Below are 23,721 nucleotides of genomic sequence, written 5' to 3'. Positions count from 1 at the left end.
CATCGGGAACGTCACGCTGATGATCTACATCGCCACCAACCACTGGATGCAGCCCGCGTCGGAGGAGACGGACAACCCGTTCGTGAACACCGCCAGCGTGGAGACGCACCCGGTGATGAACTGGCTGCACTTCAACTTCAGCTACCACCAGGAGCACCACATCTTCCCGGCGCAGAGCCCGAAGTACGCCCCGCTCCTGCGCAAGCACCTGCGGGAGCTGAGCCCCCAGGCCTCCATCGTCTATCCCCACCTGCGCGCCCTGCGCACGCTGTACCAGCGCCCGGCGCTCTACTCCGCGGATGGCCAGACGCTGATGGGCCGGGACGGCACACCGGAGCTGACCACCACGGAGCTGCGTCAGCGGCTCGAAGCCACCTGAGCGGATGCGAACAGGGCCCGGAACCGCGCTCGGTTCCGGGCCCCGTCCCTCACCGTCCGGCAGGCCGCTACTTCCCCGGCCAGTTCAGCGCGCCCCGGCTCGTCACCGTGCCGGCGGGCACCCCGAGCACCTGCGCCACGTCCGCGGGCAGGGGGCTGCCACTGAGGTACGCGGGGCTGGAGCTGCGCACGGCGTAGTTGCGCAGGGACTGGTTCACGAAGAATGGATCCCCACCCGAAGCCAGGTCGTGGCCGTGGGCCTCCCAGCCATGGGTCGCGCGCATCGCGGCCAGCGACGTGTAGTTCACGCCGCCCGTGTCCACCCAGTTGATCAGCGACTTCCCGCTGCCGCCGGAGCGGTAATAGCTGTTGTAGTCCATGGCCGAGAAGAACGTGTTCGGCCCGGTGTTGGTGAAGTTGTTGTCCGAGCGCGAGGCCTTGAAGGTGGTGATGTTCCCACCCGACAGGATGTTGTTCACCACCTGCACGTTCACGGTGTCCGGCCCGATGTCCGAGCCGCGCTTGTCCTGTTCGTTGCGGGAGTCGTCGTAAACCCACAGGTCGATGGCCGCGTTGTCCACCAGGGTGTTGTTGTAGATCTTCGTGTTCGCCGAGCACGTCTGGATGCCCGCGTACGTGTTGTCGTAGATGAGGTTGGACGCGATGATCCCCGTGTCGGAAACCTCGTAGAAGATGCCGATCTTGTTGTTGCGGGAGATGTTGTTGACGATGACGCCGCCGCGGCAGTCCTCGTCACACCAGAAGCCCGCGCCGCCCAGGTTGTTCTCGAAGACGTTGTTGCGCACCGTGAAGCCGTTCATGTGGGCAATCTTCACGCCCGCCTGCGCGCACGAACGCGAGCAGTTGGTGCCGAAGCGCTCCGTGTTGTTGGCGTTGACGATGTTCTCCTCCAGGACCAGCCCGTCCGCGACGACCGTGGAGGAGTTGGTGGAGCCGTTGGAGCCCACGGCGGTGAAGCCGTTGTTCGCGAAGACGGAGCGGCGCACCACGCCGCCCTGGGGCTTGATGCTCAGCGAGCCCGCCGCCATCCGCGTGAAGACGCAGTTCTCCACCAGCGAGTTCGTCGCGCCGATGTAGACGGCCGCGCTCGTGGTGCCGCTGTACTCGTTGGTCGCGTACCGCCGGAAGCCCAGGCCCTTCAGCGAGTAGCCGGTGGAGCCCAGCACCAGCGCCACGGGGCGCGCGGCGAGTTCCACCGTGTGGCCCGAGGGGTTCGTCGCGATGTAGATGCGGCGGTTGGTCCAGTCATAGAAGAAGTTGCCCGGGGTGGCCTCCGCGAGCGTCTTCACCTCGTGCACGTAGGCCCCGTCGATGAAGACCATCTGCGGGTCGCCCGCGGCGGGGTTCGCCGGGTCGCCGTACATGTCGAAGTGGCTGCACGGCCCGGTGTTCGTCGTCGGCTGGGCGTCGTACTTGTACTGGTAGTAACCGCCATTGCAGAAGCTGGGCGTGCTCCAATCCATGAACCAGTGCCCCGCGCCATCCGCCGTCCACGCCGAGGCCGGCTTGACGTCCGTGCCGTCGAACCAGACCTGTTCGTGCGGGTAGGCTTGAATCGTCATGGGCTTCGTCGCGACGCGGTAGTTGCCCGCGCCGTTGTTGAGCCAGTCGCGGTACGTGCCACCGCGCACGACGATGGTCCCGCCGGACGGCACCAGCGCGACGGCGCGGCTGATGGTGGCCACCGGCGCCGCCTGCGTCCCCGCGTTGCTGTCATTGCCATCCGTCGCCAGGAAGATGGCGCCCGAGGGGATGGCGTAGTTCGTGTCCGGAATCGTCGTGCCCGTGTTGTCCAGGCCGGAGAGGCCCGGGTTGCCCGCCGGGCCCTGGCCGTCCGGCAGCGCGTAGGTCACGGTCAGCTTCGGGCGGTTGGCGAGCGTCGCGGCCTCCGACGAGTCCAGTTCCAGCCCGTCCAGGTTGGTGGGAGCATCCAGCACGAAGCCCTGGTTCGTGGCCGCGTTCGCGACCCAGCCCTGCACGGCCGCGATGCCCGCCGCGTTGAGGTCCACGCCGTAACTGCCCGTCGCGCCCGGCAGCAGCGTGGCGAAGGAGACAGCGCCCCGGTCCGCCGCGCCGCTCGCGCCCGCCCCGCTCCACGGTGAGCCGGTGGCCGCGAGCGTCCAGGTGGCCTGTCCTTCCGTCCACGGACGGCCCGCGGCGTAGACGAAGTACCCCTCTCCGGTGGTGGAGTTGCGCACGTTGAAGGTCAGCCGGACGGCCTGCACCGTCGCGTTCGCCGGGATGGCGCTCACGTCGAAGCGAAGCAGGCCGTTGGTCGCCTTCCCTGAACCCGTCGGGTAGTCGCGGTCCAGGCGCAGGAGCGCGTCCGCGCCCGCGTTGACGGTGGGGCTGTTCTCCGAAAGCGTGGCGTCCGACACGCCGGTGTACGCGGCCGAGGGCGAGACCTGCTCCTGGAACGACACCGTCACCGGCGCCTCCAGGGCGCTGTCCACGGAGGCGGGGGCCTCCGCATCGGACGAAGGTACATCGCCGCACGCCACCATCAGCATCAGGTTCAGGAGGATCGGCGCCTTGTGGCGCCAGGACTTCGAGGGAGAAAACGAAGGCATCAGGAGGAGTCCGTTCAGGGGGAAGCGACTGGCACGAACAGGCCGGGTCGCGAAAAACGGAATTCTCGTAAATCCTCCAATTTTGTTGCGGAGGCCAGGCACGTCAGCAGGGCAGGCATCCGAGCGGGCCCCGCTCCGACAGCAGAGGCCTCACCCCTCGGCGGAACATTCCGCACCTTCCATCAACGGAGGCAATGGATGCTCACGGAGTCGGTCACAGGGGGTCCCCGGGTGGAGGTCTCTTCCCAGGCCCAGTCACTTCACGAAGCGAAGGTGGAGGCCATCGCCCGGCAGCTGCGGCAGCGGAAGGGAAAGGGCCCCGCGTCCTTCAAGAAGAAGTCCCCACCTCACAGCGTCCCCAAGCGGTTCGACTCGCGGCGCCGCGATGAGAAGGTGGACCTGAGCGACCTGGATCAGATCCTCGACATCGACACGGTGGGGATGACCTGCACGGCGGAGCCCGCGGTCACCTTCGACGAGGTGGTGCGCGCGACGCTGCCCCACGGGCTCATCCCGTACATCGTCCCGGAGCACAAGACCATCACGCTCGGGGGCGCCATCGCGGGGTGCTCCATCGAGTCCATGTCCTTCCGCCAGGGCGGCTTCCACGACACCTGTCTGGAGTACGAGGTCATCACCGCGAAGGGCGAGGTGCTGCGCTGCTCGCCGCGCGAGGAGCCGCTCCTCTTCGAGATGATGCACGGCTCGTTCGGGACGCTGGGCATCCTGTCGAAGCTGCGCTTCAAGCTGGTGCGTTGCGCGCCCTACGTGCGGGTGACGAACGAGACGCACGACTCGCTGGAGTCCTTCCAGCAGGGCATCTGGCACCACTTCCAGGACCCGGGGGCGGACTACCTGGACGGGCAGATCTTCTCCCCCACGAAGCACGTGCTGTGCGTGGGCCACTTCGTGGACAGGGCCCCGTACGTGCACCGCTACGACTGGCTCACCGCGTACTGCGAGAGCATCCCGCGCCGGAGCGAGGACTACCTCCCGACGTACGACTACCTCTTCCGCTACAACCGGGGCGTCACGCACGTCAAACCGAAGAACCTCGTCGCGCGGGCACTGTTCGGCAAACTCATCCACTCCGACAGCGTGCTGAGGACGGCCAACCGCTTCACCCGCCTGCTGCCGAAGAAGGATCCGCCGGTCATCGTGGACGTGTTCGTCCCCTTCTCGCGCGCGGCCGAGTTCATGGACTGGTACCACCGCGAGATGAAGCACTACCCCGTCTGGTGCGTGCCCTTCCGGCGGACGCGCGACTACGAGTGGCTGACGCCCCAGTGGTGGTCCGGCATGAAGGACCCGCTGTTCCTGGACCTCGCCGTGTACGGCATGCCGCAGCCGCCGGGCCGCAACGTCTACAAGGAGCTGGAGGACGAGCTCCAGCGCGTCAACGGAACCAAGACGCTCATCTCCTACAACTACTACGACGAGGAGACGTTCTGGAGCCTCTGGAACAAGGACACGTACCAGGCCGTGAAGCAGCGCACGGACCCGGACAACCTCTTCCGGGACCTGTACACGAAGATGTGCAAGGCGGCGCTCGGCCTGGATTCACCCCAGGCCCACTGAGGCTCAGCCAAGCTCCGTCTTGAGGTTCAGCGGCCCGGCGGGAACGCCAACGTCATGGCCCGCCGGGTCGTCCTTCTCCGTCTGCCAGGCGTTGGCCTCCGTCACGGTCTTGCCGGTCGCCTCGTTGGTGATGGACATCTTGCCGTTGTGGCCCGCGGGGGAAATCTGGCTGGTGTCGTAGCCGCTCCAGCCCGTGCCGGAGTTCGCGAACGTCGCCTCGCCCCACGTCTGCCCGGAGTTCGCGCCGGGCTTCGCCGAGCCGTCCTTCGACGCGCACCACGCCACGCTGCTGTTGCTGTCGAACGCCACCACCTGCGACTGGCCGGGCTGGAGCGTGAACGTCTTCGGCGTGCTCTTGTCGAAGTTCTGCCCGTCGTTCGGGTTGCCGTTCTCCCCCGTCTTGTTCCAGAGGGTGATGGTCCGCGGCGCGTTCGTGTTGTTGGTGAACGTGTTGGTGTACTTGAACTGGTCCTTCTGGCCCGGGTCGATGAGCTGCATGTTGCTGTTGTAGGGCGACCCGACGTTGTTCTTGGCCAGCCACGGCGCGTTCGCGGGCGCGGGCTCCGTGGAGCCGGCGGACGGCGGGCCGAAGCCGGGGCCCGCGTCACTGTTGTACGTGGGGTGCGCCGGAGCCGCCGCGCTCGCGGTGGGAGCCGCACCACCCGCCCCGCCGACCTTGGGAGCGGCAACCTGCGCGTCCTCGCCCAGGTCGCCCAGGGACGGCACCTCCAGGGCCTGCACCAGCTGCGAGAGCTGGCTCACCGCCTGGGCCAGCTGCTTCTCGAAGTCACCGGAGGCTCCGCCGACGCGGCCCGGTCCCTGCTCGAAGGAGTCCGTCATGAGCATGCGCCGCAGGTCTCCGCGGGGCTGCTGCGCCTGGGTGCCCGCCACGGCGGCCGGCTGGAGCTGGGAGGGGCTCGAGAGGGGCTGGGAGAAGGACGCGCGGTTCAGGGAGGAGATGGACATGCCGGGACCCAAGAGCACGGCACATGCCAGCCCCCGGGCTGCGAGGCCCTTCCGTGAAATCAGTCACTTGGGACGCGAGTTCCCCCACGACGCGGCGCGTGGCCCGATGACGCGGTTCATCACCTGATGTCTCAAGTCATCAGTCCAGACAGGAACGTGACAGCCTCGTATTGACGGGTTTTCCCAAGAGGCCCTACAGCTCAGGCATGAACCTCAAGCGAAGCGCCGTCGTGTTGGGAGTCTCGGGACTGCTGGCGGTCGTGCCCGGCTGTGGGCCGGAAGCTCCGGAGGAGCGCTCCCCGGACGAGGGCCGTGGCAGCGTCGCGCAGCAGGTCTACACGGACCACGCCATCGTCACCTGTCAGAGCGCGACGATGTACGGCAACTACTCGACGACGTCGGGACCGAGGGATCCCATCCGCGTGCTCGGCTACGGCGACAAGGTCGGCATCCGGCAGGACGCGGGCACGGCGTCGTGGGCCGTCATCCTGGACTACGGCCCGGATGACTGGGGCTACCTGCTGCGCTCCTGCATGACCCGGTGCGCGGGCCCCAACAACCCCATCGCGGGCTGCTTCTGAACCCCATGCCCGGAACGAGGACGGAAATGACGACCTTCCAGACGAAGCTGGTGCGCGCGGCCCTGGTCGCGCTCTGCGCGGTGGGCGCGTGGCAGGCCTTCCAGGTGAAGCCGGCGTGGGCCAGCTCGCGGCTGACGGTGTGCGCGCAGGACCTGTACGTCCGCGACGCGCCCGCGGGCATCTTCATCGGCACGCTGTACGCGGGGCAGACGATGGAGGTGACAAAGTACTCGCCCAGCGGCGAGTGGGCCTACGGCTTCGCCTATGGGCACGTGAACAAGTGGGGCTGGGTGCAGAACGGCTGGTTCTGCCAGTAGGCCCGCTCGTGGACCGGCATCGCCTCGACTGGCAGGCTCCTCCCGCATGGGAACGTGGCTCAACGTGGCCTTCATCCAGTGCGCGGATCTCGCCAGGGTCGAGAGGGAACTCTCACGCTTGTTGGTGGAGGCGGGCCGGCGACTGACGACCCCCGGGCCGCGCACCCCGGAGCCGTACGATCGCATGCAGTACGGGCTCGGGGACGAGGTGCGGCGCTGGGGTCTGGCGGGCTTTCACGGCGCCCCCGGATGGACGGTCCTGCGCACCGCTCCCTTCGAGCTCCTGATGCAGGGAACCCCGCCGCTGCTCGCGCGCCTTGCCTCGCGCCTGGGCGTGCCTGCATTTCAGTACAACATCTACGACAGCACCCCTGAGTTCCTGATGGAGGTGGATGCCGGTGGGCGCGTCGAACTCTCGGGGTACGTCGGTCAGGAGTTCACGCGCTATTGGAACAGCGAACCGCCGATGGACCGCGTGGATACGCGGTTTCGGATCATCGATCCATCGGCGGTGGCCGCATGGTCGGAGTCGGCCATGCCGGAGGCGAGCGTGACCGGATGGCTCGCGCCCTCCAGCGGCAAGCCGCCCAGGACGGACTTCGACAAGCTTCTTGAGTCACAAAGAGTGGACCTCGTGCGGTGGCTCGGACAGCTGGGCACTCGAATCGATCCTGGGAGCCATGAGTGGACGATTCACCCCGCGCACATCGTGCGCAGGCTTGCTCAGGCAGGCAGCGCATCTCTTTCCGCTGAAGAGTGCGTGGAGCCGGCCATCAAGACAGTCTTTGGCGGACTGAACGCCGAGCACTGCGACAACCTCTTTCTCGTGAAGACGCTGGTCCCCCATGCACCCATGCCCGTCGATGGGTTCGTGCTGTACGCGGAAGCGGGCAACCCGTAGACGTGAGTCCGCCGCTCCGTGGTTGAAAGGCCGTGGTCATGCGCATCCGCGCTTGCATCCCCCTCCTCCTCTTTCTCTCGGCCTGTGCTGCATCGACGCCGTCACCCGCTCCGCATAGGCCTCGGAGCCAGCGAATCACCCACCTCCAGCGAGCAGCGAAGCTGCCCTGGCTTGATGGCGGCCGTTGCGTCGTCCGTGAGGCGTCCCAGCCATGGCCCGTTTTGGTGGAGAGGTGCTTCCAGGCCCTCGACCGTGACCGGGTCGAGTTCCACGACCCCACGGGAAGATGCGCGGTTGCCTCCACTGGCGCCGCAGCCGTGGGACTTGGGTTCTGTGTCCTGGCGGCTCCGGAGGTCGTCGTGGGAGCCGTGATCGTCCTTGGCGTGGTGGTGGTCGCCGTCGCCATCAAGGAGGAGCTGGATGCATATGAGCTACGGCATCTCTACCCTGAAGAATCAGGGACCGCGCGAGGAACGAAGGCGGCATCCCGGGAGGCCGTCGCGAAACGGAAGCCAGAGGCGGAACCCGAGCCAGCAGGGCAGGACAGGCAGCCCCCGGTGCCACCTGTCCCCGTGGGCCCAACGCGCCACGCAAGTTGCGAGCCCGTTCCTGTGCCTCACGCGGGCCAGGATACTTTCCATAACGACTGTGCCGACAAGGTCCCGCCCAACCGTTATCCCGGGATGGACGTGCTCGTGGGCGGTGCCCGCTTCGATGCGCTGCAAGTCGGCGTGCGGGTGTTGTGGGAGATCAAGACCCATCAGTTTGATACGTACAACGCCTTCGTCCAAGACCAGGAGATTGAGAAAGAAGTGAAACAACTCAGGAAGGAGCGAGACGCGGCGGCGGCATGTGGATATGGCTTCGTCATCGGGGTGAGCACTCAGTCACACAAAGACGCGCTCCTCGACCAAATTCCCTCGCTGGATGTCGTCGTCACGGGGTGCACACGATGACCAGGCGTAAAGCCCTCACTCTTATCGTCTACGCGCCTGTGCTCATGGCCGACGACGGCCGCACGCTCGCCATTGCCCATGGGATGGAACATGCGCTCCCCGGCTTGCGCCTGGAATGGGAAGTCGGCGAAGGAGGGCAGCTCATCGCCCTGCCGCAGCGCGACGCGTGGCTCGTCGAAAGAATCAAGGACGGTGGCTTCCCTCTTGTATGCAACGGAGACGAGCGTCACCCCGTGACGCTTACGGGCTGGGAAAGCCCGGCACTCCTCAGCCCAGGCGGTCGGCCCCAGTTTGAAGTTCATGCAAAGCTGCCACTGGACGCAGCCGTGATCGCGGCTTCGGCAGCTGTGCTTGAAGCCGTGGCGGAGGGAGCGCGCTCGTTCTGGGGGCATGCGTCGCCCAATGGTTACGGTGCGGAGGTCGCGCAGCAGATGCGCCGCTCGGCGAATGGGCCGGAGCGCTCACCCCGTGGGCTTCCCATGCTCCACCTTCCCGAGAAGCTCCCCGCCCCCGAGATTCCATGTTTCCTGGGGTGGCTGAACTACTGGTCGGCCGCTGCCGCACGGACCATCGGGTTCCCGGATCCTGCTCGCGACACCGAATTGCTCGCGCGGTCGCGGCGGACGGCGTCGGGCGGGTGGGTCGTGCAACTCACGGACGCGCCACTCGATTACAACAACCCTGCCCACCTGGACACGCTCCTGCGGACCTACGAGCGCTTCCCGGAGATTGGCGGACGCTCGATGCCTTGAGCCCCGCGGACCAGCCTGGCGGACAGCCCTGACGCGCTAGAAGGCGTCATGGCCTTCATGCAGAAGCGACCCGCGCGATTCTCCCGGACGGAGACTCAGGACCTGCCCGCGTTCCTCCCCTGGCCGGGGGCACGCCGATGAGCGCCCTGGCCCCCCGCTGGAAACGGCTCGAACCGGACGAGCGTCGGCAGCAGATCCTCGATTGCGCCATGCGCCTGTTCGGCGAGCGCCCCTACGCGGAGGTCTCCACCACCGACATCGCCAAGGAGGCGGGCGTCGCGCGGGGACTCCTCAACCACTACTTCGGGCAGAAGCGGGACCTCTACCTGAAGGTCGTGAAGCGGATGCTGCTCATGCCCGGCATCGAAAAGAGCGTCCCCATGACCGGCACCCTGCGAGAGCGCGTCGAGCGCAGCGTCGAGTGGTACCTGGACACCGTGGCGACCCACGGCAAGACGTACCTGGCCGTCATCGGGAGCGGCGGCATCGGCGTGGATCCGGACGTCGAGCGCATCATCGCCGAGGCGGACGACGTGGCCGCGTCGCGAACGCTCGAGTTCCTGGGGCTCAAGGCCGAGGTCGGCAATGATTCAAGGCAGCGGGCGATGATCCGCTCCTACGGCGGACTGGTGAAGTCCTCCATCCGCGAGTGGCTCCGCGACGGGACGCTCAGCCGCGAGGAGACGCACCTGCTCCTAAGCGAATCGCTCCTCCTCATCGTGCGCGACCTGCTCCCCCAGCTCGCCCGGACGGCGACGCCCGGGCGCGGCGCCGCGACGAAGAAGCCGGGGCCCCCGAAGTGAGCGGACCCACGGGCGGTCCGGGCCCCCTCGCCTGCCGGGCACCGTCCACACGGCGGCCATGGCGAAGGACTGCGTGTCCGACCAGGCCTGACTCGGCGTGGACTGGTGCCTCCAGCTGTTCGGCGGGTACGGCGATATGAAGGAATACCCCATCGCCCATCTGTTCGCGGACACGCGCGTCCTGCGAATCTTCGCCGGCGCGAACGAGGTCATGAAGGAACTCGTCGCCCGGTCCCTGTAGCGTCCTCCCCTTCTCACAAGGAGGCTCCCCGTGAGCCAGGAAGCATTCATCTTCGACGCGGTCCGTACCCCTCGCGGCAAGGGCAAGAAGGGCGCCCTGCACGGCACCAAGCCGGTGTCGCTGCTCGTCGGCCTGGTGGACGCGCTCAAGCAGCGCCACCCGAACCTGGACCCGAAGTACATCGACGACGTGGTGCTGGGCGTCGTGTCCCCCGTGGGCGACCAGGGCGCGGACATCGCCCGCACGCTGGTGCTGGCGGCGGGCCTGCCGGAGACCACCGGCGGCGTGCAGCTCAACCGCTTCTGCGCCTCCGGCCTCACGGCGGTGAACCTGGCCGCGCAGCAGGTGCGCTCCGGCTGGGAGCACCTGGTCATCGCGGGCGGCGTGGAGAGCATGTCCCGCGTCCCCATGGGCTCCGACGGCGGCGCGTGGGCCATGGACCCCGCCACCAACTACGACACCTACTTCGTGCCGCAGGGCATCTCCGCGGACCTCATCGCCACCATGGAGGGCTTCACCCGCGAGGACGTGGACCGCTACGCGGTGCGCTCCCAGGAGCTGGCCGCGAAGGCCTGGGCGAACGGCTACTTCCAGAAGTCCGTCGTCCCCGTCGTGGACCAGAACGGCCTCACCATCCTGGACCGCGATGAGCACATGCGCCCGGACTCCACCGTGGCCTCGCTGGGCCAGCTGAACGCGTCCTTCACGACCATGGGCGAGATGGGCGGCTTCGACGCGGTGGCACTCCAGAAGTACCACGCGGTGGAGCGCATCAACCACGTGCACACGCCGGGCAACTCCTCCGGCATCGTGGACGGCGCGGCGCTGGTGCTGGTGGGCTCCGAGCAGGTGGGCAAGAAGCTGGGCCTCACGCCGCGCGCGCGCATCGCCGCCGTGGCCACGTCCGGCGCGGAGCCGACCATCATGTTGACGGGGCCGCTGCCGGCCACCCGCAAGCTGCTCGACATCGCGGGCCTGTCGGTGAAGGACATCGACCTGTTCGAGCTCAACGAGGCCTTCGCCTCCGTGGTCCTCAAGTACCAGAAGGACCTGGGCATCCCGGACGAGAAGCTCAACGTCAACGGCGGCGCCATCGCCATGGGCCACCCGCTGGGCGCCACCGGCGCGATGATTCTTGGAACCGTGGTGGACGAACTGGAGCGGCGCAAGGCGCGCCGCGCGGTCGTCACCCTGTGCGTCGGCGGCGGCATGGGTGTGGCCACCCTCGTCGAGCGCGTCTGAACCCTCCCCCTCCTTTCAAAGACATCCGAGCAAAGCCATGAGCGAACAGAACACCCTGCGCTGGGAACAGGACGCGGACGGCATCGTCGTGTTGACGATGGACGACCCCTCCCAGTCCGCCAACACCATGAACGCCGCCTACGTGAATTCCATGCGCGCGGCGGTGGACCGGCTGGTGAAGGAGAAGAACAGCATCACCGGCGTCGTCATCACCTCCGCCAAGAAGACCTTCTTCGCGGGCGGCGACCTGAACGACCTGCGCCGCGTGAAGAAGGACGAGGCGAAGCAGGTCTTCGAGCTGGGCCAGGAGATCAAGGCGCAGCTGCGCACGCTGGAGACGCTGGGCAAGCCCGTGGTCGCGGCCATCAACGGCGCGGCGCTGGGCGGCGGGCTGGAGATCGCCCTCGCGTGCCACCGCCGCATCATCGCGGACGTGAAGGGCGCGCAGGTGGGCCTGCCGGAGGTGACGCTGGGCCTGCTGCCCGGCGGCGGCGGCGTGGTGCGCACCGTGCGCATGCTGGGCATCACGGACGCCCTGATGAAGGTGCTGCTCCAGGGCCAGCGCTACCGCCCGCAGGAGGCGAAGGACCTGGGGCTGGTGCATGAGGTGGTGCCGTCCGTGGACGCGCTCCTGCCCGCGGCCAAGGCGTGGGTGAAGGCGAACCCGACGGCGCAGCAACCGTGGGACCAGAAGGGCTACAAGATTCCGGGCGGCACGCCGTCCCATCCGGCGTTCGCGGCGAACCTGCCCGCGTTCCCCGCCAACCTGCGCAAGCAGCTCAAGGGCGCGAACATGCCGGCGCCGCGCGCCATCATGGCGGTGGCGGTGGAGAGCACGCAGGTGGACGTGGACACGGCGTTCACCATCGAGTCGCGCTACTTCACGGAGCTCGTCGTCGGCCAGGTCGCGAAGAACATGATGCAGGCGTTCTTCTTCGACATGCAGCACATCAACTCCGGCGGCGGCCGCCCCAAGGGCTACCCGCAGCACACGGCCAGGAAGGTCGGCGTGCTGGGCGCGGGCATGATGGGCGCGGGCATCGCCTACGTGTGCGCCAAGGCCGGCATCGACGTGGTGCTCAAGGACGTGAGCCTCGCGGCCGCGGAGAAGGGCAAGGGCTACTCCGTCAAGCTGGTGGAGAAGGCCGTCTCCAAGGGCTCCGTCACGAAGGAGAAGGGCGACGCGCTGCTGGCGCGCATCACCCCCGCGGAAGACCCCGCCGCGCTCGCGGGCTGCGACCTGGTCATCGAGGCCGTGTTCGAGGACGTGAAGCTCAAGCACAAGGTCTTCCAGGAGATTCAAGGCGTGGTGGCGCCGGACGCGGTGCTGGGGTCCAACACCTCCACCCTGCCCATCACCCTGCTCGCGGAAGGCGTGTCCCGGCCGCCGGACTTCGTGGGCATGCACTTCTTCTCCCCCGTGGACAAGATGCCGCTCTTGGAGCTCATCGCCGGCAAGCAGACGAGTGACGCGACGCTGGCGAAGGCCATCGACATCGCGGTGCAGATTGGCAAGACGCCCATCGTCGTCAACGACAGCCGGGGCTTCTTCACCAGCCGCGTGATTGGCACCTTCCTCAACGAGGCCATCGCCATGGTGGGCGAGGGCATCGCGCCCGCGTCCATCGAGCAGGCGGGCCTCCAGGCGGGCTACCCCGCCGCCCCGCTCCAGCTGGTGGACGAACTCACGCTGACGCTGCCCCGGAAGATCCGCCAGGAGACGAAGGCGGCCGTGGAGGCCGCGGGCCAGCCGTGGCAGGACCACGGCAGCTACGCGGTCATGGACGCCATGATCGATCAGCACGGGCGCAAGGGCCGCTCCACGGGCGGCGGGTTCTACGACTACGCGGACGGCAAGCGCACGAACCTCTGGCCGGGGCTGGAGAAGCACTACACGAAGCCGGGCCACACCATCCCCTTCGAGGACATGAAGGAGCGGATGCTCTTCGCGGAGGCCATCGACACGGTGCGCTGCTTCGACGAGGGCGTGCTGCGCTCCGTCGCGGACGCGAACGTGGGCTCCATCCTGGGCATCGGCTTCCCGCCGTGGACGGGCGGCGTCGTGCAGTACATCAACGGCTACGAGGGCCCGTCCGGCACGGGGCCCCGCGGCTTCGTCATCCGCGCGCGCCAGCTCGCGGAGCGCTACGGGAAGCACTTCCTTCCGCCCGCGTCGCTCGTCGCCAAGGCGGAGCGTGGAGAGCTGCTCGAGTAGACGTAAAGCAGCGGGCAGCATCTACGGGGAGCTGAAGACGGCCCTCAAGGGCGTGAAGGCCTGGATGCAGCCCCGGAAGGGCTCCGCGCCGCTGGTCATCCAGCGGCGCGGGCCTGGCAGTACGCGGATCCGCTGGGCGTGACGCTCATCATCGAGCCCTGGAACCAGCCCCATCAGCTGTCATCGCGCCGGACTGCGTGCTCCTGCCCCCGGAGCTGAAGGGGCGCTTCACGGAGCTGCTCCAGCAGGCGTGCGGAGCTTCTACGGCGACGACGCGCGGACGAGCAGTGACTACGGCCGCATCGTCAACGCCCGCCACTTCGGCACGGCCTCCGATGATTATTGGCACCCTGACAACAAGAGGGCTTGTAGGCCCCTGCCCCCGGGTGCTCAATACGCACCGCGTTAGCGTGGAAGTGGCGCCTGACACTGTGTTGCGCCGTTGCGGGTTTTACTTAGATGGCTGTTTAGACCCGTCCAGGTCGGTCCAGCCCCTCACGTCAGGGTAAAGGTTTACGGGAACCGCACTCGTTAGGCTTCGCAGTCGTCGCAATGCCTTGTGGGGGGGTTCACATGAAGACTCAGACGTCGAGCATGGGCCGTGCCGTGGCATTCCTTTGCCTGGGGCTGCTTCTGGGCGCGGGAGGCTGCGTCGGGAGCGAAGAGGATGCGCAGCCGCCTCCGGAGCCAGGCACGCTCTCCCAGGAGGTCCTCACAACCAACGGCCTGTCCACGAATGGCCTCTCGACGAATGGGCTCTCGACGAACGGCCTGTCCACCAATGGCCTGTCCACGAATGGGCTCTCCACCAACGGACTGGCGGCCACCTCGTTCACGGCCTGGTTCAACGGGAACGCGTCCGTCACCTACTCCGACATGGTGATGAAGTACGTCGTCGCGTGCGCCCTGCCCGCCGGTCAGACGCGCGTCTGGACCAACCCCACCACGGGCGTCACCTACACCTGGCCGGGCCGCCTGGGGCTGGCCACCGCCTGGGCCCAGGGCGCCGCCGCCACCGTGGCGGAGCAGCAACGGCTCTCCGCGTGCCTCGCCGCGCACGTCAACAAGCTCGGCGTCTCCGTCCCCATCTCCGTCCGGGGCCGCGACTCCACGGGCGGCGCCATCCCCATGGCGTCCAACGAGGCCGCGGACTACCCGGAGAAGGAGGCCTGCTTCTTCGGCAACCTGTTCACCACCGAGGGCATCTTCGTCGGCAACGACCGCGTCCTGAGGCGGGATGAGAGCACCACCCGGGGCTGCGCGCTCTCCGCCAGGGGGACCGGTGAGGACACCGGGTGTGCCCCGCTCCAGCACGTGGGCCAGTGCGCAACCCTTTGCACCCGCGATGCGACGCACACCTTCTGGGAGCGCTGTGTCATCAACGGCATCTCTTATCAGCCCATCACCACCCAGCTGCGCTCCCAGGACATCTACAGCTGCGGAGATGGAACCTGTCAGGTCACCGAGTCGTGCGGCACGGGCAAGACCTATGACAGCTGCGCCTCTGATTGCTCGACCTGTGGTTCAACGCGCAAGTGAGTGGAGGGATTGACTGGCAACCGGAAACACCTGTCTGATTGATGAATGCTCAATCAAACGGCGGAGTATCAGTCCTGCATCCAGAGTTCGGAGAAGGTGTCCTGGCGTCTTGATGAGTTGTTGCCCAAGGACACCGTGCTCGACTTCAGCCACCGGTTCCTTTCGGATGCGCTGACAGGGACGGAAGCCATCCCCTTCCTGAGCACGGAGGAGCGGCTGATGTTGAATCACATCCGCTCCAACAGCTACGCCCACCTGTTCCTGTTCCTGGAGGAGTACGCCGTCGCGCTGGCCGCCCAGCGCGCCGGCCTGGAGCTGCACGGGAACGCGACGCACATGCGCGCGCTCCTGCGCTTCACCGAGGAGGAGCTGAAGCACCAGCAGCTCTTCTCGCGCTTCACCGGCGCGTTCGCGAAGGGGTTCAAGGTCGCCCCGGCCCTGCTCGACAACCAGGTGGAGGTGGCCCGGGCCATCATGGCGAAGTCGAACCTGGGAGTGCTCATCTTCAACCTGCACATGGAGCTGATGACGCAGCAGCACTACCAGGAGACCGTGCGCGGAAACAAAGACGAGACGCTGGATCCGCTGTTCTGCAACCTGCTCAAGCACCACTGGCTGGAGGAGGCGCAGCACACGCGGCTGGACTTCCTGGAGGCCCAGAAGATCCTCGCCGAGGCGCCCGACACCCTGGAAGCGGCCCTGACCGAGTACTCGGAGCTGCTCCAGGCGCTGCGCGGGACGCTGAACGCCCAGCTCGCGCTGGACCTCCAGACGCTGGAGAAGGCCGTGGGGCGCACGTTCACGCCCGCCGAACGCCAGCAGCTGTCCGAGTCCCAGGAGCGTTCGTATGTCCATGGGTTCATCGGGATGGGGATGAAGGCTCCCCTCTTCCTCTCCCGCCTGCGCGCGCTCTCTCCCCTTGCCGAGCAGCGTGTGCTGGAGTTGGCCCCGACGTACTATTGCACCTGAAGCGGATTCAGCGACCGCCGCGGCGGTGACGAGCGGCGTCCGGGCCCCACGCCCGTCACGCCGCCGTCACGCCTGACATCAGAAGGTGATGGTCAGGTCATGCAAAACCGCCGAACACCCCGTCCGCGTCCCCGCCTCGTCCCCCGCCGTGTCGCCCACGCACGTGAGGCTCTGCACGATGCGCGTGTTGTCGGGGACCTGCTGGAACCCGAACGCGTCCAACGAGTGCCCCGTGTCCTTGTAGTGGAAGCTGAACTCCGGCCCGAAGGCGGAGTACTGGCTGATGGGGCACGGGGACGGCGACACGCTCACGATGGGGCTGGCGGTGGTGGCGATGTGGTAGAACTGGTCGCCGTGGACGCCCGTGGTTCCGGGCACCTCGCTGCCCCAGATGCGCATGGCGATCCACAGCTCATTGCCGTTGCGGACGTCCAGCTCGAAATCGATGTCCATCTGCGGCCCATGCCCCGCGAAGTCTCCGTCTCCCGACACCTTGGGAGGAACGTAGAAGGCGAGCGGGAAGTCGTTGATGGTGATGGTGCTCAGGCCCTGCTTCGTGGTGGCCACCGCCGGCTCGGCGGGGCTCTCGGCCGGGGCCTGGGTCTCGGGACCACCGCAGCCCGCGAGCAACAGCGCGGCCGCCGGCACGGCGTACGACATGAAACGACGCATCATGGCTGACTCCAGACAGCGAAAGGGAAACGCCGTGAGGAGTACCGGCATGGACAGACACCCGCCATCACCCTGCCGCGAGCCGCTCCCTGCCTGGGACGAAGCGGCCCGGACCGTGGGTGAGCTGGCATTGGAGACAGGGAGGAAGAGGATGGACCTACAAGAGGCGTTGTTCGAGTCGGTGCCCATCCGCGTGGGGGTTGTCGACAGTGAGCCTGAGACCTGGCGGCTCGTGCGGCTGCTGCTGGACGCCGATGCCGACATTCGCATCACGGGAGTCCACGACACGGGGAGCGCCGCCGTGGAGGCCCTGCGGCGCGAGCCCGTGGACATCCTCTTGCTGGACACGGCGCTGGCGGACATGGATGGCTTCCAGGTGCTCCAGGAGGCGGGAGGCACGTGCGCCCAGGCCGTGGTCTTCATGACCGCCCGGGAGGAGCACGCGCTGCGCGCCTTCGAGGCCGGCGCGCTGGACTACCTCCTCAAGCCCCTGGTGCCACAGCGCTTCGTCCAGGTGCTGGGCCGCGCGAAGGAGCACGTGCGCCGCGAGCGCATCCAGCAGCTCGTCCTCCAGCTCGCGGGCCTGGTGAAGGCGCGCCCCGAGCCGTCCCGCGCACCGCGCTACCTGGACCGGCTGGTCATCCGCGAGGTGGGACGGGTGACGTTGCTCCCCGTGGACGACGTGGACTGGATGGCGGCGGAGGACAACTACGTCCAGGTGCACGTGGGCGGGCGCGGCCACCTGCTGCGTCAGCCGCTGCGGGAGCTGGAGGCCCGGTTGGATCCGGAGCGGTTCGTCCGCATCCACCGCTCCACGCTCATCAACCTCCAGCGGGTCCAGGAGCTGCGCCCGCTGCTCCATGGCGAGTACCAGGTCATCCTGCGCGACCGCACCACGCTGAAGCTCAGCCGAGGCTACCGCGAGCGCCTGGGCCTCCTGTTGGCCCAGGGGTGAAGGGCTGTCCTCCCGCCGAGGCGGCCTGGAGGCGGCACCGGGCCTCGGCGGCCCGCGCCTGCACGGCGTCCTCGTGCTGTCCCACGGACTGCATCAGGGCCGCGGCCCGCGCGTAGTGCTCCGCCGCCAGCTCCGGCGGCAGCACCTGTTCGTCGGAGCGCGCGGACGCCAGCAGGTGCGGCAGCGCCCGCTCCGTCCACCCGGCCTCCAGCCAATGGTGCGCCAGGAGGATGGAGGGGGCGCCGTCCTCCTCCAGCACCGTGGCGAGCCGGGCGTGCAGCACGCGGTCCTCGCCGGGTCCCATCCCGGCCCGCACGGCCTCCATCACCAGGTCGTGGCTGAAGCGCTCGCCCATCAGGACCTGGGCCGCCTCCAGCTCCGCGAGCGCCTCGTGCGCGTCCGCCGGCGTCACCTGGAGCACCCCGGGCACGAGCGAGGTCCGGAAGAAGGCCCCCGCCAGGGCCGCGAGCCGCGCGCACTGGAGCGCCAGCGGTGACAGCCGCTCCAGGCGCCGCTGGATGAGGGGGCCCACGCGTCCCGGAGGCGGCAGCCGCTGGGGCCACTCCCGGTGCAGCGAGTCCGTCTCCAGCAGGTGCTTCAGGGTCTCCACCACGTACAGCGGATTGCCGCCCGTGTAGCGGGCCAGGGCCTCCACGTGCGCCTCCGCGCCCTCCAGCCCCATGCCCGCCACCATGCGCTTCACGTCCTCGTCCGTCAGCGCGTCCACTTCCACGATGCGCGCCAGGCCCGCCTCGACGAGCCCCGTCACGTGCATCCGCGCATCGGGCGACAGCTCTCCCCTGCGGTAGCAGTCGATGAAGCGCAGGCTCCGGGCGCCCTGGGGGGTGGCGTCGGCCAGCCGGGAGAACGCGAACGCGAAGGCCCTGGCGCTGGCCGGGTCCCAGTACTGCACGTCGTCCGCGACGCTGATGTCCTCGTGCTCGTGGAGCAGGTGGAGCGCCGCGACGATGGCGTCGTAGAAGCGCAGCATGCCGGCCTCGGAGGCCAGGGGCGGCAAAAGCCGCGGCTCACCCAGTTCGGGGAGGATGCGCGACAGCTCGGTGCGCACCCAGTCCGGCAGCTTCACGTCCGGCCAGCGGTGCAGCTGCGTGCGGAAGGCGCGCGCCTGGGAGGCGAACGGCACGTCCCGGTCCCCTGCCCGCGCCTCGATGCGCCCCCAGCGGCCCTGCGTGGTCGCGAACTCCTCCGCGAGCCGCGTCTTGCCGCTGCCGGGCTCGCCGGAGATGAACAGCAATTGGCCCGCTTCCCAGCCGGCCTCCAGCTGCCGCCACGCGGCCTCCCGGCCCACGAGCACCGGCGGGCGCAGCACGGACAGGGGCAGCGAGGAGCGCGTGCCCGGAACGGCGGGCGGGCGCGGCGTGGCCTTCTCCACCTCCCGCACCAGGGCGAGCGTCTCCGGCATGGGAGTGACGCCCAGCTCCCGGTCCAGAACGCCGCGCAGGTGTTCGAAGGCCGCGAGCGCCGCGCCCCGGTCTCCCTGGAGGTAGTGCAGGCGGATGAGGTGGCGGCCGGCCTGCTCGGATTCGGGCTCCTGCCGCGCCCACGCCTGCGCCAGCCCCAGCGCGGCGGTCCAATCCCCGGAGGCCGTGAGCTGGGCGATGCGGGCCTCGCGCGCCTCGCGCACCCAGCCATCGATGCCCGCGCGCGCGCCGTCCAGCCAGCGCGCGAGCTCCGGGCAGTCATCGAAGTCGAAGCCGGCCAGCAGCGTGCTGCCCTCGGCCCCGACGGCCTCCAGGGCCTCCGCGGGGGCGCGGGCTTCGGCGGCGGCCTTGAGGCACGCGGCGTCCACCGCCAGGGGCGAGACCAGTGCCAGCCGTTCGGTGTCCCCCTCCACCAGGGCCTCGTCCCCCGTGGCGAGGCGCAGGCGGCGCAGCAGCTGCCGCAGGTTGCTGCGCACCGTGGTGGGTGGCGAGTCCGGCCACAGCAGGGCGGCGAGCGGGAACTTGGGCGAGGGGCCCTGCAATGCCAGCCACGCCAGCAGCGCCGCCGTGCGCCGCTCCAACCTCACCCGCTGACCGTCGGGGCCGCACAGCTGCGACAGCCCCAGGACCCTTACCCGCCATTCCCTGCCAGCCACCGGAGTTCTCCCAAGGCATCGCGCCGTCATTCAAACGGCGCGCACCTTACTACCGGCGGACCATGTCCAGGCATTCCTCGAATATCTGGACATCACCGAGCAACTATCAGAGCACGCCCGCGGCCGCCTTCGCCTGCGTCTTGGCGAAGACCTCCCGCAGGCGGGTGGCGACCTTGGGCATCACGTCCTCGAAGGCGAACTCGGTGGACTGCCGCAGGGCCTCCTCTCCCGCGAACGCCCCACCCATCCACGCCGAGGCGGCCTTGCTCTTCTGGGACTCGCCCTCGAACAGGTCGCTCACCTGGACGGCGTCCTGACTCCCCCGGGAGCGCACCGTCAGCTTCAGCTTCGACACGAAGCCGCCGCCGTTGACGTCGAAGAACTGGATCTCCGGGACGATGAGCACGTCCGCGTCACCCAGGTCGTCAGGGCTGGAAGCCTCCTGGACGGACTGGAAGACGGTTCCCATCATCTGCGGGAAGCTGCGCGTGAGCGCTTCGCCAATGGAGATGTTCCAGGTGTGCGCGGCGCCCAGGACGAAGTAGTTGTCCGAGTCGATGCGGGCCTTCTGCTCCGGGGAGATGAAGTAGCGCGCACGAAGCGCCAGCGGCGTCCCCGCGTTGGACATGGGCGCGGGACTCGGCCGCACCTGATGGGTACAGCCGACCAGCGTGAGCAACGCGAGCAAAGGCAGAGCAAGTGTCTTGGGCATGGCGCCTTCATAGCCCACCCTTCGCTCGGGCCCAATTGCACACAGGGATGAGCACCGGATGTCTGGGTAATCCGCCACCCATCCCGTTCGAGGGAGCGCATCGCGCCAGCCATGGAAGCCCGTCCCTGGAGGGCTGGCCAACCTGGATGACGGGGAGGGGCGAAGGGCCTGGCGTTGGAAGTCCTTCACCGGCGGTGCGCGTTGCGTTCGTATGGTGAAGATTCAACAGTACGGCCTCGCGTTGCTGTCGTTGTCCGTGGCCTGGCCTGCGTTCGCGGCGGGCCCCGCGGTGTGGGGCGAGGGGATGATGGTGAAGGTCCGGCCGGACGCCACCGTCCCCGGGAGCAGCACCGAGGTGCGCCTCACCGCCGCGCGCGACGAGTTCGCCTCCTTCCAGGTGGCACTGCACGGCGGTGAAGCCGGCCTGCGGGGCGTGCGCGCCCGCCTGCCCGCGCTGGAAGGGCCTGGGATGCTCACGGGGCCGGACGTGACGCTGTACCGGGAGGCGTACCTCACGACGCGGCAGGCGTCCGTGCCCGGGCAGGCGGTGGGGCGGTGGCCAGACGGGCTGGTGCCTGACACGGACGAGGTCGCCCGGGAGACGCGCAATGCCTTCCCCTTCGACGTGCCCGTCAACGAGGCTCGCGCCATCTGGGTGGACGTGCACGTGCCCCGGGATGCACCGCCCGGCGAGTACACGGGCACGGTGACGGTGGAGGCGGATGGAGGCTTCCAGCGGCAGGTGACGGCGAGGCTGACCGTGGTGGACGCGGTGATGCCGGGCACGTCCTCGCTGTCCACGGCGTTCCTGCTGTCGCCGGTGCAGGTATGCCGCGCGCACATGGGCCGGGACAACTGTTCTTCCAGCGAACTGCAATCGCTGCTCACGCGCTACCAGCAGATGGCGCTGGAGCACCGCCTCACGCTGCCCAGCATCTTCCTGCGCGCGCCCTGGCCGCCGGAGTGGAGCGACTTCGACGCGACGTGGGGCCCCTACCTGGATGGCACCTCGCCCACGCGGCTGTCCGGCGCGCGGATGACGAGCCTGGAATATGAAGGCCCGCTCATCGCCGAGGACCTGCGCGACTTCACCGAGCACCTGCGGCAGCGCGGCTGGCTGGGCCAGGGCTTCATCCAGATTGGCGACGAGCCGCCCCACGGTTCGACGTTCGAGCAGGTGCACGCCGCGGGGGAACTGGTGCGGCAGGTCGCGCCCGGCCTTCGCACAATGCTGACGACGAACTCCCTCCAATTGAAGAACAACGGCCTGGAGTCCCTGGTGGACGTCGTGGTGCCGCTGGTGAACCACCTGGACGGCACGGAGCCGGGCTTCGTGGGGGACCAGGGCGCGACGTACACGGGCTTCCTTTCACGTCCTGGAACGGAGCTGTGGACGTATCAGAGTTGCATGAGCCACGGCTGCCCGCCGGGGAGCAGCATGCCGGAGAACCAGCCGGGGTCGGGCTGGCCGTCATACCTGGTGGACCGCTCCGCGGCGAAGGCGCGCGCGATGGAGTGGCTGACCTTCCTCCATGGCGGCAAGGGTGAGCTGTATTACGAGACAGCGGGCATGCTCCCCACGGCGTGGACGGACCAGTACCACTTCAATGGCAATGGGGACGGGACGCTGTTCTACCCGGGCACCCCGTCTGTCATTGGCGGGCTGACGGACGTGCCGGTGGCGTCGCTGCGGCTGAAGCTCATCCGCCAGGGCATGCAGGACTATGAGTGGCTCAAGGCGGTGAGCGACGCGGGCGACCCGGACTTCGCGCGGAAGGTGGCGCGGGAGCTGATGCCCACCGCGTGGCGGGTGCCGGACGACGGCGCCGCGTTCGATGCGGCGCGGCTGCGGCTCATCCAGCGCTACCAGGAGCTGACCGAAGGCAACCCCCTCGCGCCGCGAATGGGCGCGACTCCGGGGCTGGTGGAGGCGCCGTCCCAGAGCGGGCAGGTGGCTCCGGGCACGAACGCGGCGGTGGGCGGCTGTGGCGCGGGCCCGGGAGGTTCAGCGGCGGTCGCGGGAGGTCTGCTCTGGGCGGCCTGGTTGCTGGGCGGAGCCTCCAGGTCGCGAGGGCGGTTGTCTGCCCGGAAGCCGTGAGCGGCAACCCATACATCCACCATTTCCATCGCGGACCTTCATGGGCCGGCACGGATGATCCGCCGGGGTTCCCCAGCCTAGACTCCGGGCATGAACCTTGTCCGTGGCATCCCCCTTCTCGCGGCCGCGCTGTCGCTGCTGTCCGGTTGCGCGACGCTCGACACGTCGAACCTCACGCCGTCCTGCCGTGACCGGTACGACGCCTGTCTCAACAGCTGCAAGGCGTCTTCCCTCCCCCCCTCGCGGCAGCCGCCGGACTCCGTGCAGGGCCACGCCGAGCGGCTCACCCCCGATACCCAGACGCCGGCCTGTACCAACTCCTGCAACCAGCAGGCGAAGACCTGCACCTGAGCCCATGACCCCGGAACGCTACGAGACGCTGGACGGCTCCACGCCGGACGTCACCCCGCTGGCGGCGGAGGTCGGGCTCAAGCAGCCGCTGAGCGCCTTCACCTTGCTGGAGGGAGGCGACGTCTTCGAATCGCGCGCGGGCCGTCCTCCCGCGGAAGGCCCCGCGAAGGCCCGCGCCTATGTGAGCGCGAAGCTGGAGCTCAAGCCGTACGGCGCCCCGGCGGCGCAGGTGAAGCGGGTGCAGGAGGAGATCGCCCGGCAGCTCGCCGGCAACCTCCAGCTCATCGCTCGGATGGAGGCCGCGCGGCCCCTGACGCTGGAGCTGATTCCCCCCGGGCACACGCTGGCGAAGTACGGCTATCCCCGCGCGGTGTCCCCGCAGGCCGCGGGCCTGTTCTGGGACCACCCGGACTGGCCCCGGGCCAGGATCGCGCTGCGCCAGGACCGGCTGGAGTCAGAGCAGTACCTGGTCTTCCACGAGATGGCGCACGCCATCCAGGGGTTGGCCTTCACGCAGAAGGAGAGCGAACTCATCTACCGCACGATGCTCCGCACGTACCGCAGCCGCGCGGCGGTGGACGAGGTCTTCGCCATCTACAGCGAGCGCGAGTTCGTCACCGGCGTCTCCGAGCACGACCTGCGCGCACCCGGCGTGTACGGCATGGCCCGCCAGCGGTGGAACGAGGAGCACGTGTTCACCCGCTTCGTGCGCAACCTCTACTTCCCCTACAAGCCCCTGGCGGGCGGCACCGCGGGAATGACTTCGTCCAGCTTCGGTTGAAGCGGCGCCCGGGCGGCGGGCCCGC

At 68.7% G+C, this 23,721-nt stretch carries 22 protein-coding genes; 17 read left to right on the top strand and 5 right to left on the bottom strand.

The genetic code is table 11. The features are described 5' to 3' along the window. Positions 1 to 379, top strand: a 379-nt coding sequence (locus D7W79_RS04955) for a fatty acid desaturase (protein ID WP_208729639.1), incomplete at its 5' end; no start/stop codon positions are given. Between the two features lie 67 nt (positions 380 to 446). Here the strand turns inward: D7W79_RS04955 and D7W79_RS04950 are convergent. Next, positions 447 to 2,969, bottom strand: coding sequence for a DNRLRE domain-containing protein (locus D7W79_RS04950; RefSeq protein ID WP_120524164.1), 2,523 nt, complete (start codon positions 2,967 to 2,969; stop codon positions 447 to 449). Positions 2,970 to 3,167: 198 nt separating this feature from the next. On the opposite strand from D7W79_RS04950, the gene D7W79_RS04945 reads away from it, so the two are divergent. Next, positions 3,168 to 4,547 (top strand): FAD-binding oxidoreductase, encoded by a 1,380-nt coding sequence (locus D7W79_RS04945; RefSeq protein WP_120524163.1) that lies wholly within the window; start codon positions 3,168 to 3,170, stop codon positions 4,545 to 4,547. 3 nt (positions 4,548 to 4,550) lie between these two features. Here D7W79_RS04945 and D7W79_RS04940 read toward each other — a convergent pair whose 3' ends face one another. After that, entirely contained in the window at positions 4,551 to 5,513 is a 963-nt protein-coding gene (locus D7W79_RS04940; RefSeq protein ID WP_120524166.1) for a hypothetical protein, read from the bottom strand. A 206-nt stretch (positions 5,514 to 5,719) separates the two neighbouring features. Between D7W79_RS04940 and D7W79_RS04935 the strand changes: the two genes are divergently transcribed. The 11 genes from D7W79_RS04935 to D7W79_RS04875 all read left to right on the top strand — a co-directional run bounded on the left by D7W79_RS04935 (position 5,720) and on the right by D7W79_RS04875 (position 16,029). Then, positions 5,720 to 6,094: a hypothetical protein gene (locus tag D7W79_RS04935; RefSeq protein ID WP_120524162.1), complete on the top strand. Its 375-nt coding sequence runs from the start codon at positions 5,720 to 5,722 to the stop codon at positions 6,092 to 6,094. A gap of 26 nt (positions 6,095 to 6,120) precedes the next feature. After that, entirely contained in the window at positions 6,121 to 6,411 is a 291-nt protein-coding gene (locus D7W79_RS04930; protein ID WP_120524161.1) for a hypothetical protein, read from the top strand. A gap of 46 nt (positions 6,412 to 6,457) precedes the next feature. Next, positions 6,458 to 7,312 (top strand): hypothetical protein, encoded by an 855-nt coding sequence (locus tag D7W79_RS43525; RefSeq protein ID WP_158616890.1) that lies wholly within the window; start codon positions 6,458 to 6,460, stop codon positions 7,310 to 7,312. Positions 7,313 to 7,350: 38 nt separating this feature from the next. Continuing rightward, positions 7,351 to 8,268 (top strand): DUF6310 domain-containing protein, encoded by a 918-nt coding sequence (locus tag D7W79_RS04920; RefSeq protein ID WP_120524165.1) that lies wholly within the window; start codon positions 7,351 to 7,353, stop codon positions 8,266 to 8,268. Next, positions 8,265 to 9,020, top strand: a complete 756-nt coding sequence (locus D7W79_RS04915) for a DUF5953 family protein (protein WP_120524160.1) — start codon at positions 8,265 to 8,267, stop codon at positions 9,018 to 9,020. The genes D7W79_RS04920 and D7W79_RS04915 overlap by 4 nt, the downstream gene beginning before the upstream one ends. Positions 9,021 to 9,157: 137 nt before the next feature. Further along, positions 9,158 to 9,823, top strand: a complete 666-nt coding sequence (locus D7W79_RS04905; protein WP_120524159.1) for a TetR/AcrR family transcriptional regulator — start codon at positions 9,158 to 9,160, stop codon at positions 9,821 to 9,823. A 97-nt stretch (positions 9,824 to 9,920) separates the two neighbouring features. Then, positions 9,921 to 10,064: an acyl-CoA dehydrogenase family protein gene (locus tag D7W79_RS04900; RefSeq protein ID WP_244221601.1), complete on the top strand. Its 144-nt coding sequence runs from the start codon at positions 9,921 to 9,923 to the stop codon at positions 10,062 to 10,064. 30 nt (positions 10,065 to 10,094) lie between these two features. Then, positions 10,095 to 11,306 (top strand): acetyl-CoA C-acetyltransferase, encoded by a 1,212-nt coding sequence (locus D7W79_RS04895; protein WP_120524158.1) that lies wholly within the window; start codon positions 10,095 to 10,097, stop codon positions 11,304 to 11,306. Between the two features lie 37 nt (positions 11,307 to 11,343). Continuing rightward, entirely contained in the window at positions 11,344 to 13,521 is a 2,178-nt protein-coding gene (locus D7W79_RS04890) for a 3-hydroxyacyl-CoA dehydrogenase NAD-binding domain-containing protein (RefSeq protein ID WP_120524157.1), read from the top strand. Positions 13,522 to 14,094: 573 nt separating this feature from the next. After that, a complete protein-coding gene (locus tag D7W79_RS04880) occupies positions 14,095 to 15,060 on the top strand; it encodes a hypothetical protein (protein ID WP_244221600.1) in 966 nt (321 codons plus the stop codon). A 45-nt stretch (positions 15,061 to 15,105) separates the two neighbouring features. Beyond that, a complete protein-coding gene (locus tag D7W79_RS04875; RefSeq protein WP_120524155.1) occupies positions 15,106 to 16,029 on the top strand; it encodes a diiron oxygenase in 924 nt (307 codons plus the stop codon). 78 nt (positions 16,030 to 16,107) lie between these two features. Here the strand turns inward: D7W79_RS04875 and D7W79_RS04870 are convergent, their stop codons facing one another. After that, the gene (locus D7W79_RS04870) at positions 16,108 to 16,704 is read right to left on the bottom strand and encodes a hypothetical protein (RefSeq protein WP_120524154.1); all 597 of its coding nucleotides are present in this window, start codon (positions 16,702 to 16,704) and stop codon (positions 16,108 to 16,110) included. Between the two features lie 148 nt (positions 16,705 to 16,852). Here D7W79_RS04870 and D7W79_RS04865 point away from each other — a divergent pair, with 148 nt between their 5' ends. Beyond that, the gene (locus tag D7W79_RS04865; RefSeq protein ID WP_120524153.1) at positions 16,853 to 17,656 is read left to right on the top strand and encodes a LytR/AlgR family response regulator transcription factor; all 804 of its coding nucleotides are present in this window, start codon (positions 16,853 to 16,855) and stop codon (positions 17,654 to 17,656) included. Here D7W79_RS04865 and D7W79_RS04860 read toward each other — a convergent pair. Continuing rightward, entirely contained in the window at positions 17,607 to 19,754 is a 2,148-nt protein-coding gene (locus D7W79_RS04860) for an ATP-binding protein (RefSeq protein ID WP_244221599.1), read from the bottom strand. The two genes, D7W79_RS04865 and D7W79_RS04860, sit on opposite strands and share 50 nt — an antisense overlap. 106 nt (positions 19,755 to 19,860) lie before the next feature. Continuing rightward, positions 19,861 to 20,466, bottom strand: a complete 606-nt coding sequence (locus D7W79_RS04855; protein ID WP_147441801.1) for a hypothetical protein — start codon at positions 20,464 to 20,466, stop codon at positions 19,861 to 19,863. 211 nt (positions 20,467 to 20,677) lie between these two features. Between D7W79_RS04855 and D7W79_RS04850 the strand changes: the two genes are divergently transcribed. From D7W79_RS04850 to D7W79_RS04840, 3 genes are all read left to right on the top strand, one after another. Further along, positions 20,678 to 22,564: a DUF4091 domain-containing protein gene (locus D7W79_RS04850; protein ID WP_120524150.1), complete on the top strand. Its 1,887-nt coding sequence runs from the start codon at positions 20,678 to 20,680 to the stop codon at positions 22,562 to 22,564. Between the two features lie 90 nt (positions 22,565 to 22,654). Next, entirely contained in the window at positions 22,655 to 22,915 is a 261-nt protein-coding gene (locus D7W79_RS43145; protein WP_147441800.1) for a hypothetical protein, read from the top strand. A 4-nt stretch (positions 22,916 to 22,919) separates the two neighbouring features. After that, on the top strand, positions 22,920 to 23,696 hold the full coding sequence (locus D7W79_RS04840) for a hypothetical protein (RefSeq protein ID WP_120524148.1): 777 nt from the start codon (positions 22,920 to 22,922) through the stop codon (positions 23,694 to 23,696). Positions 23,697 to 23,721 lie beyond the last annotated feature (25 nt).

Source organism: Corallococcus exercitus (assembly GCF_003611585.1).
In the GTDB taxonomy this organism is placed as follows: Bacteria; Myxococcota; Myxococcia; order Myxococcales; family Myxococcaceae; genus Corallococcus; species Corallococcus exercitus.
This window is presented reverse-complemented; position numbering and strand designations above follow the sequence as displayed.

What these genes read in the sequence shown, in the direction of transcription:
- D7W79_RS04945 (WP_120524163.1), top strand. Translation starts at nt 3,168, where the DNA reads ATGCTCACGGAGTCGGTCACAGGGGGTCCCCGGGTGGAGGTCTCTTCC.
- D7W79_RS04905 (WP_120524159.1), top strand. Translation starts at nt 9,158, where the DNA reads ATGAGCGCCCTGGCCCCCCGCTGGAAACGGCTCGAACCGGACGAGCGT.
- D7W79_RS04915 (WP_120524160.1), top strand. Translation starts at nt 8,265, where the DNA reads ATGACCAGGCGTAAAGCCCTCACTCTTATCGTCTACGCGCCTGTGCTC.
- D7W79_RS43145 (WP_147441800.1), top strand. Translation starts at nt 22,655, where the DNA reads ATGAACCTTGTCCGTGGCATCCCCCTTCTCGCGGCCGCGCTGTCGCTG.
- D7W79_RS04870 (WP_120524154.1), bottom strand. Translation starts at nt 16,704, where the DNA reads ATGATGCGTCGTTTCATGTCGTACGCCGTGCCGGCGGCCGCGCTGTTG.
- D7W79_RS04875 (WP_120524155.1), top strand. Translation starts at nt 15,106, where the DNA reads ATGCTCAATCAAACGGCGGAGTATCAGTCCTGCATCCAGAGTTCGGAG.
- D7W79_RS04855 (WP_147441801.1), bottom strand. Translation starts at nt 20,466, where the DNA reads ATGCCCAAGACACTTGCTCTGCCTTTGCTCGCGTTGCTCACGCTGGTC.
- D7W79_RS04880 (WP_244221600.1), top strand. Translation starts at nt 14,095, where the DNA reads ATGAAGACTCAGACGTCGAGCATGGGCCGTGCCGTGGCATTCCTTTGC.
- D7W79_RS04950 (WP_120524164.1), bottom strand. Translation starts at nt 2,969, where the DNA reads ATGCCTTCGTTTTCTCCCTCGAAGTCCTGGCGCCACAAGGCGCCGATC.
- D7W79_RS04930 (WP_120524161.1), top strand. Translation starts at nt 6,121, where the DNA reads ATGACGACCTTCCAGACGAAGCTGGTGCGCGCGGCCCTGGTCGCGCTC.
- D7W79_RS04940 (WP_120524166.1), bottom strand. Translation starts at nt 5,513, where the DNA reads ATGTCCATCTCCTCCCTGAACCGCGCGTCCTTCTCCCAGCCCCTCTCG.
- D7W79_RS43525 (WP_158616890.1), top strand. Translation starts at nt 6,458, where the DNA reads ATGGGAACGTGGCTCAACGTGGCCTTCATCCAGTGCGCGGATCTCGCC.
- D7W79_RS04850 (WP_120524150.1), top strand. Translation starts at nt 20,678, where the DNA reads ATGGTGAAGATTCAACAGTACGGCCTCGCGTTGCTGTCGTTGTCCGTG.
- D7W79_RS04865 (WP_120524153.1), top strand. Translation starts at nt 16,853, where the DNA reads ATGGACCTACAAGAGGCGTTGTTCGAGTCGGTGCCCATCCGCGTGGGG.
- D7W79_RS04840 (WP_120524148.1), top strand. Translation starts at nt 22,920, where the DNA reads ATGACCCCGGAACGCTACGAGACGCTGGACGGCTCCACGCCGGACGTC.
- D7W79_RS04920 (WP_120524165.1), top strand. Translation starts at nt 7,351, where the DNA reads ATGCGCATCCGCGCTTGCATCCCCCTCCTCCTCTTTCTCTCGGCCTGT.
- D7W79_RS04890 (WP_120524157.1), top strand. Translation starts at nt 11,344, where the DNA reads ATGAGCGAACAGAACACCCTGCGCTGGGAACAGGACGCGGACGGCATC.
- D7W79_RS04935 (WP_120524162.1), top strand. Translation starts at nt 5,720, where the DNA reads ATGAACCTCAAGCGAAGCGCCGTCGTGTTGGGAGTCTCGGGACTGCTG.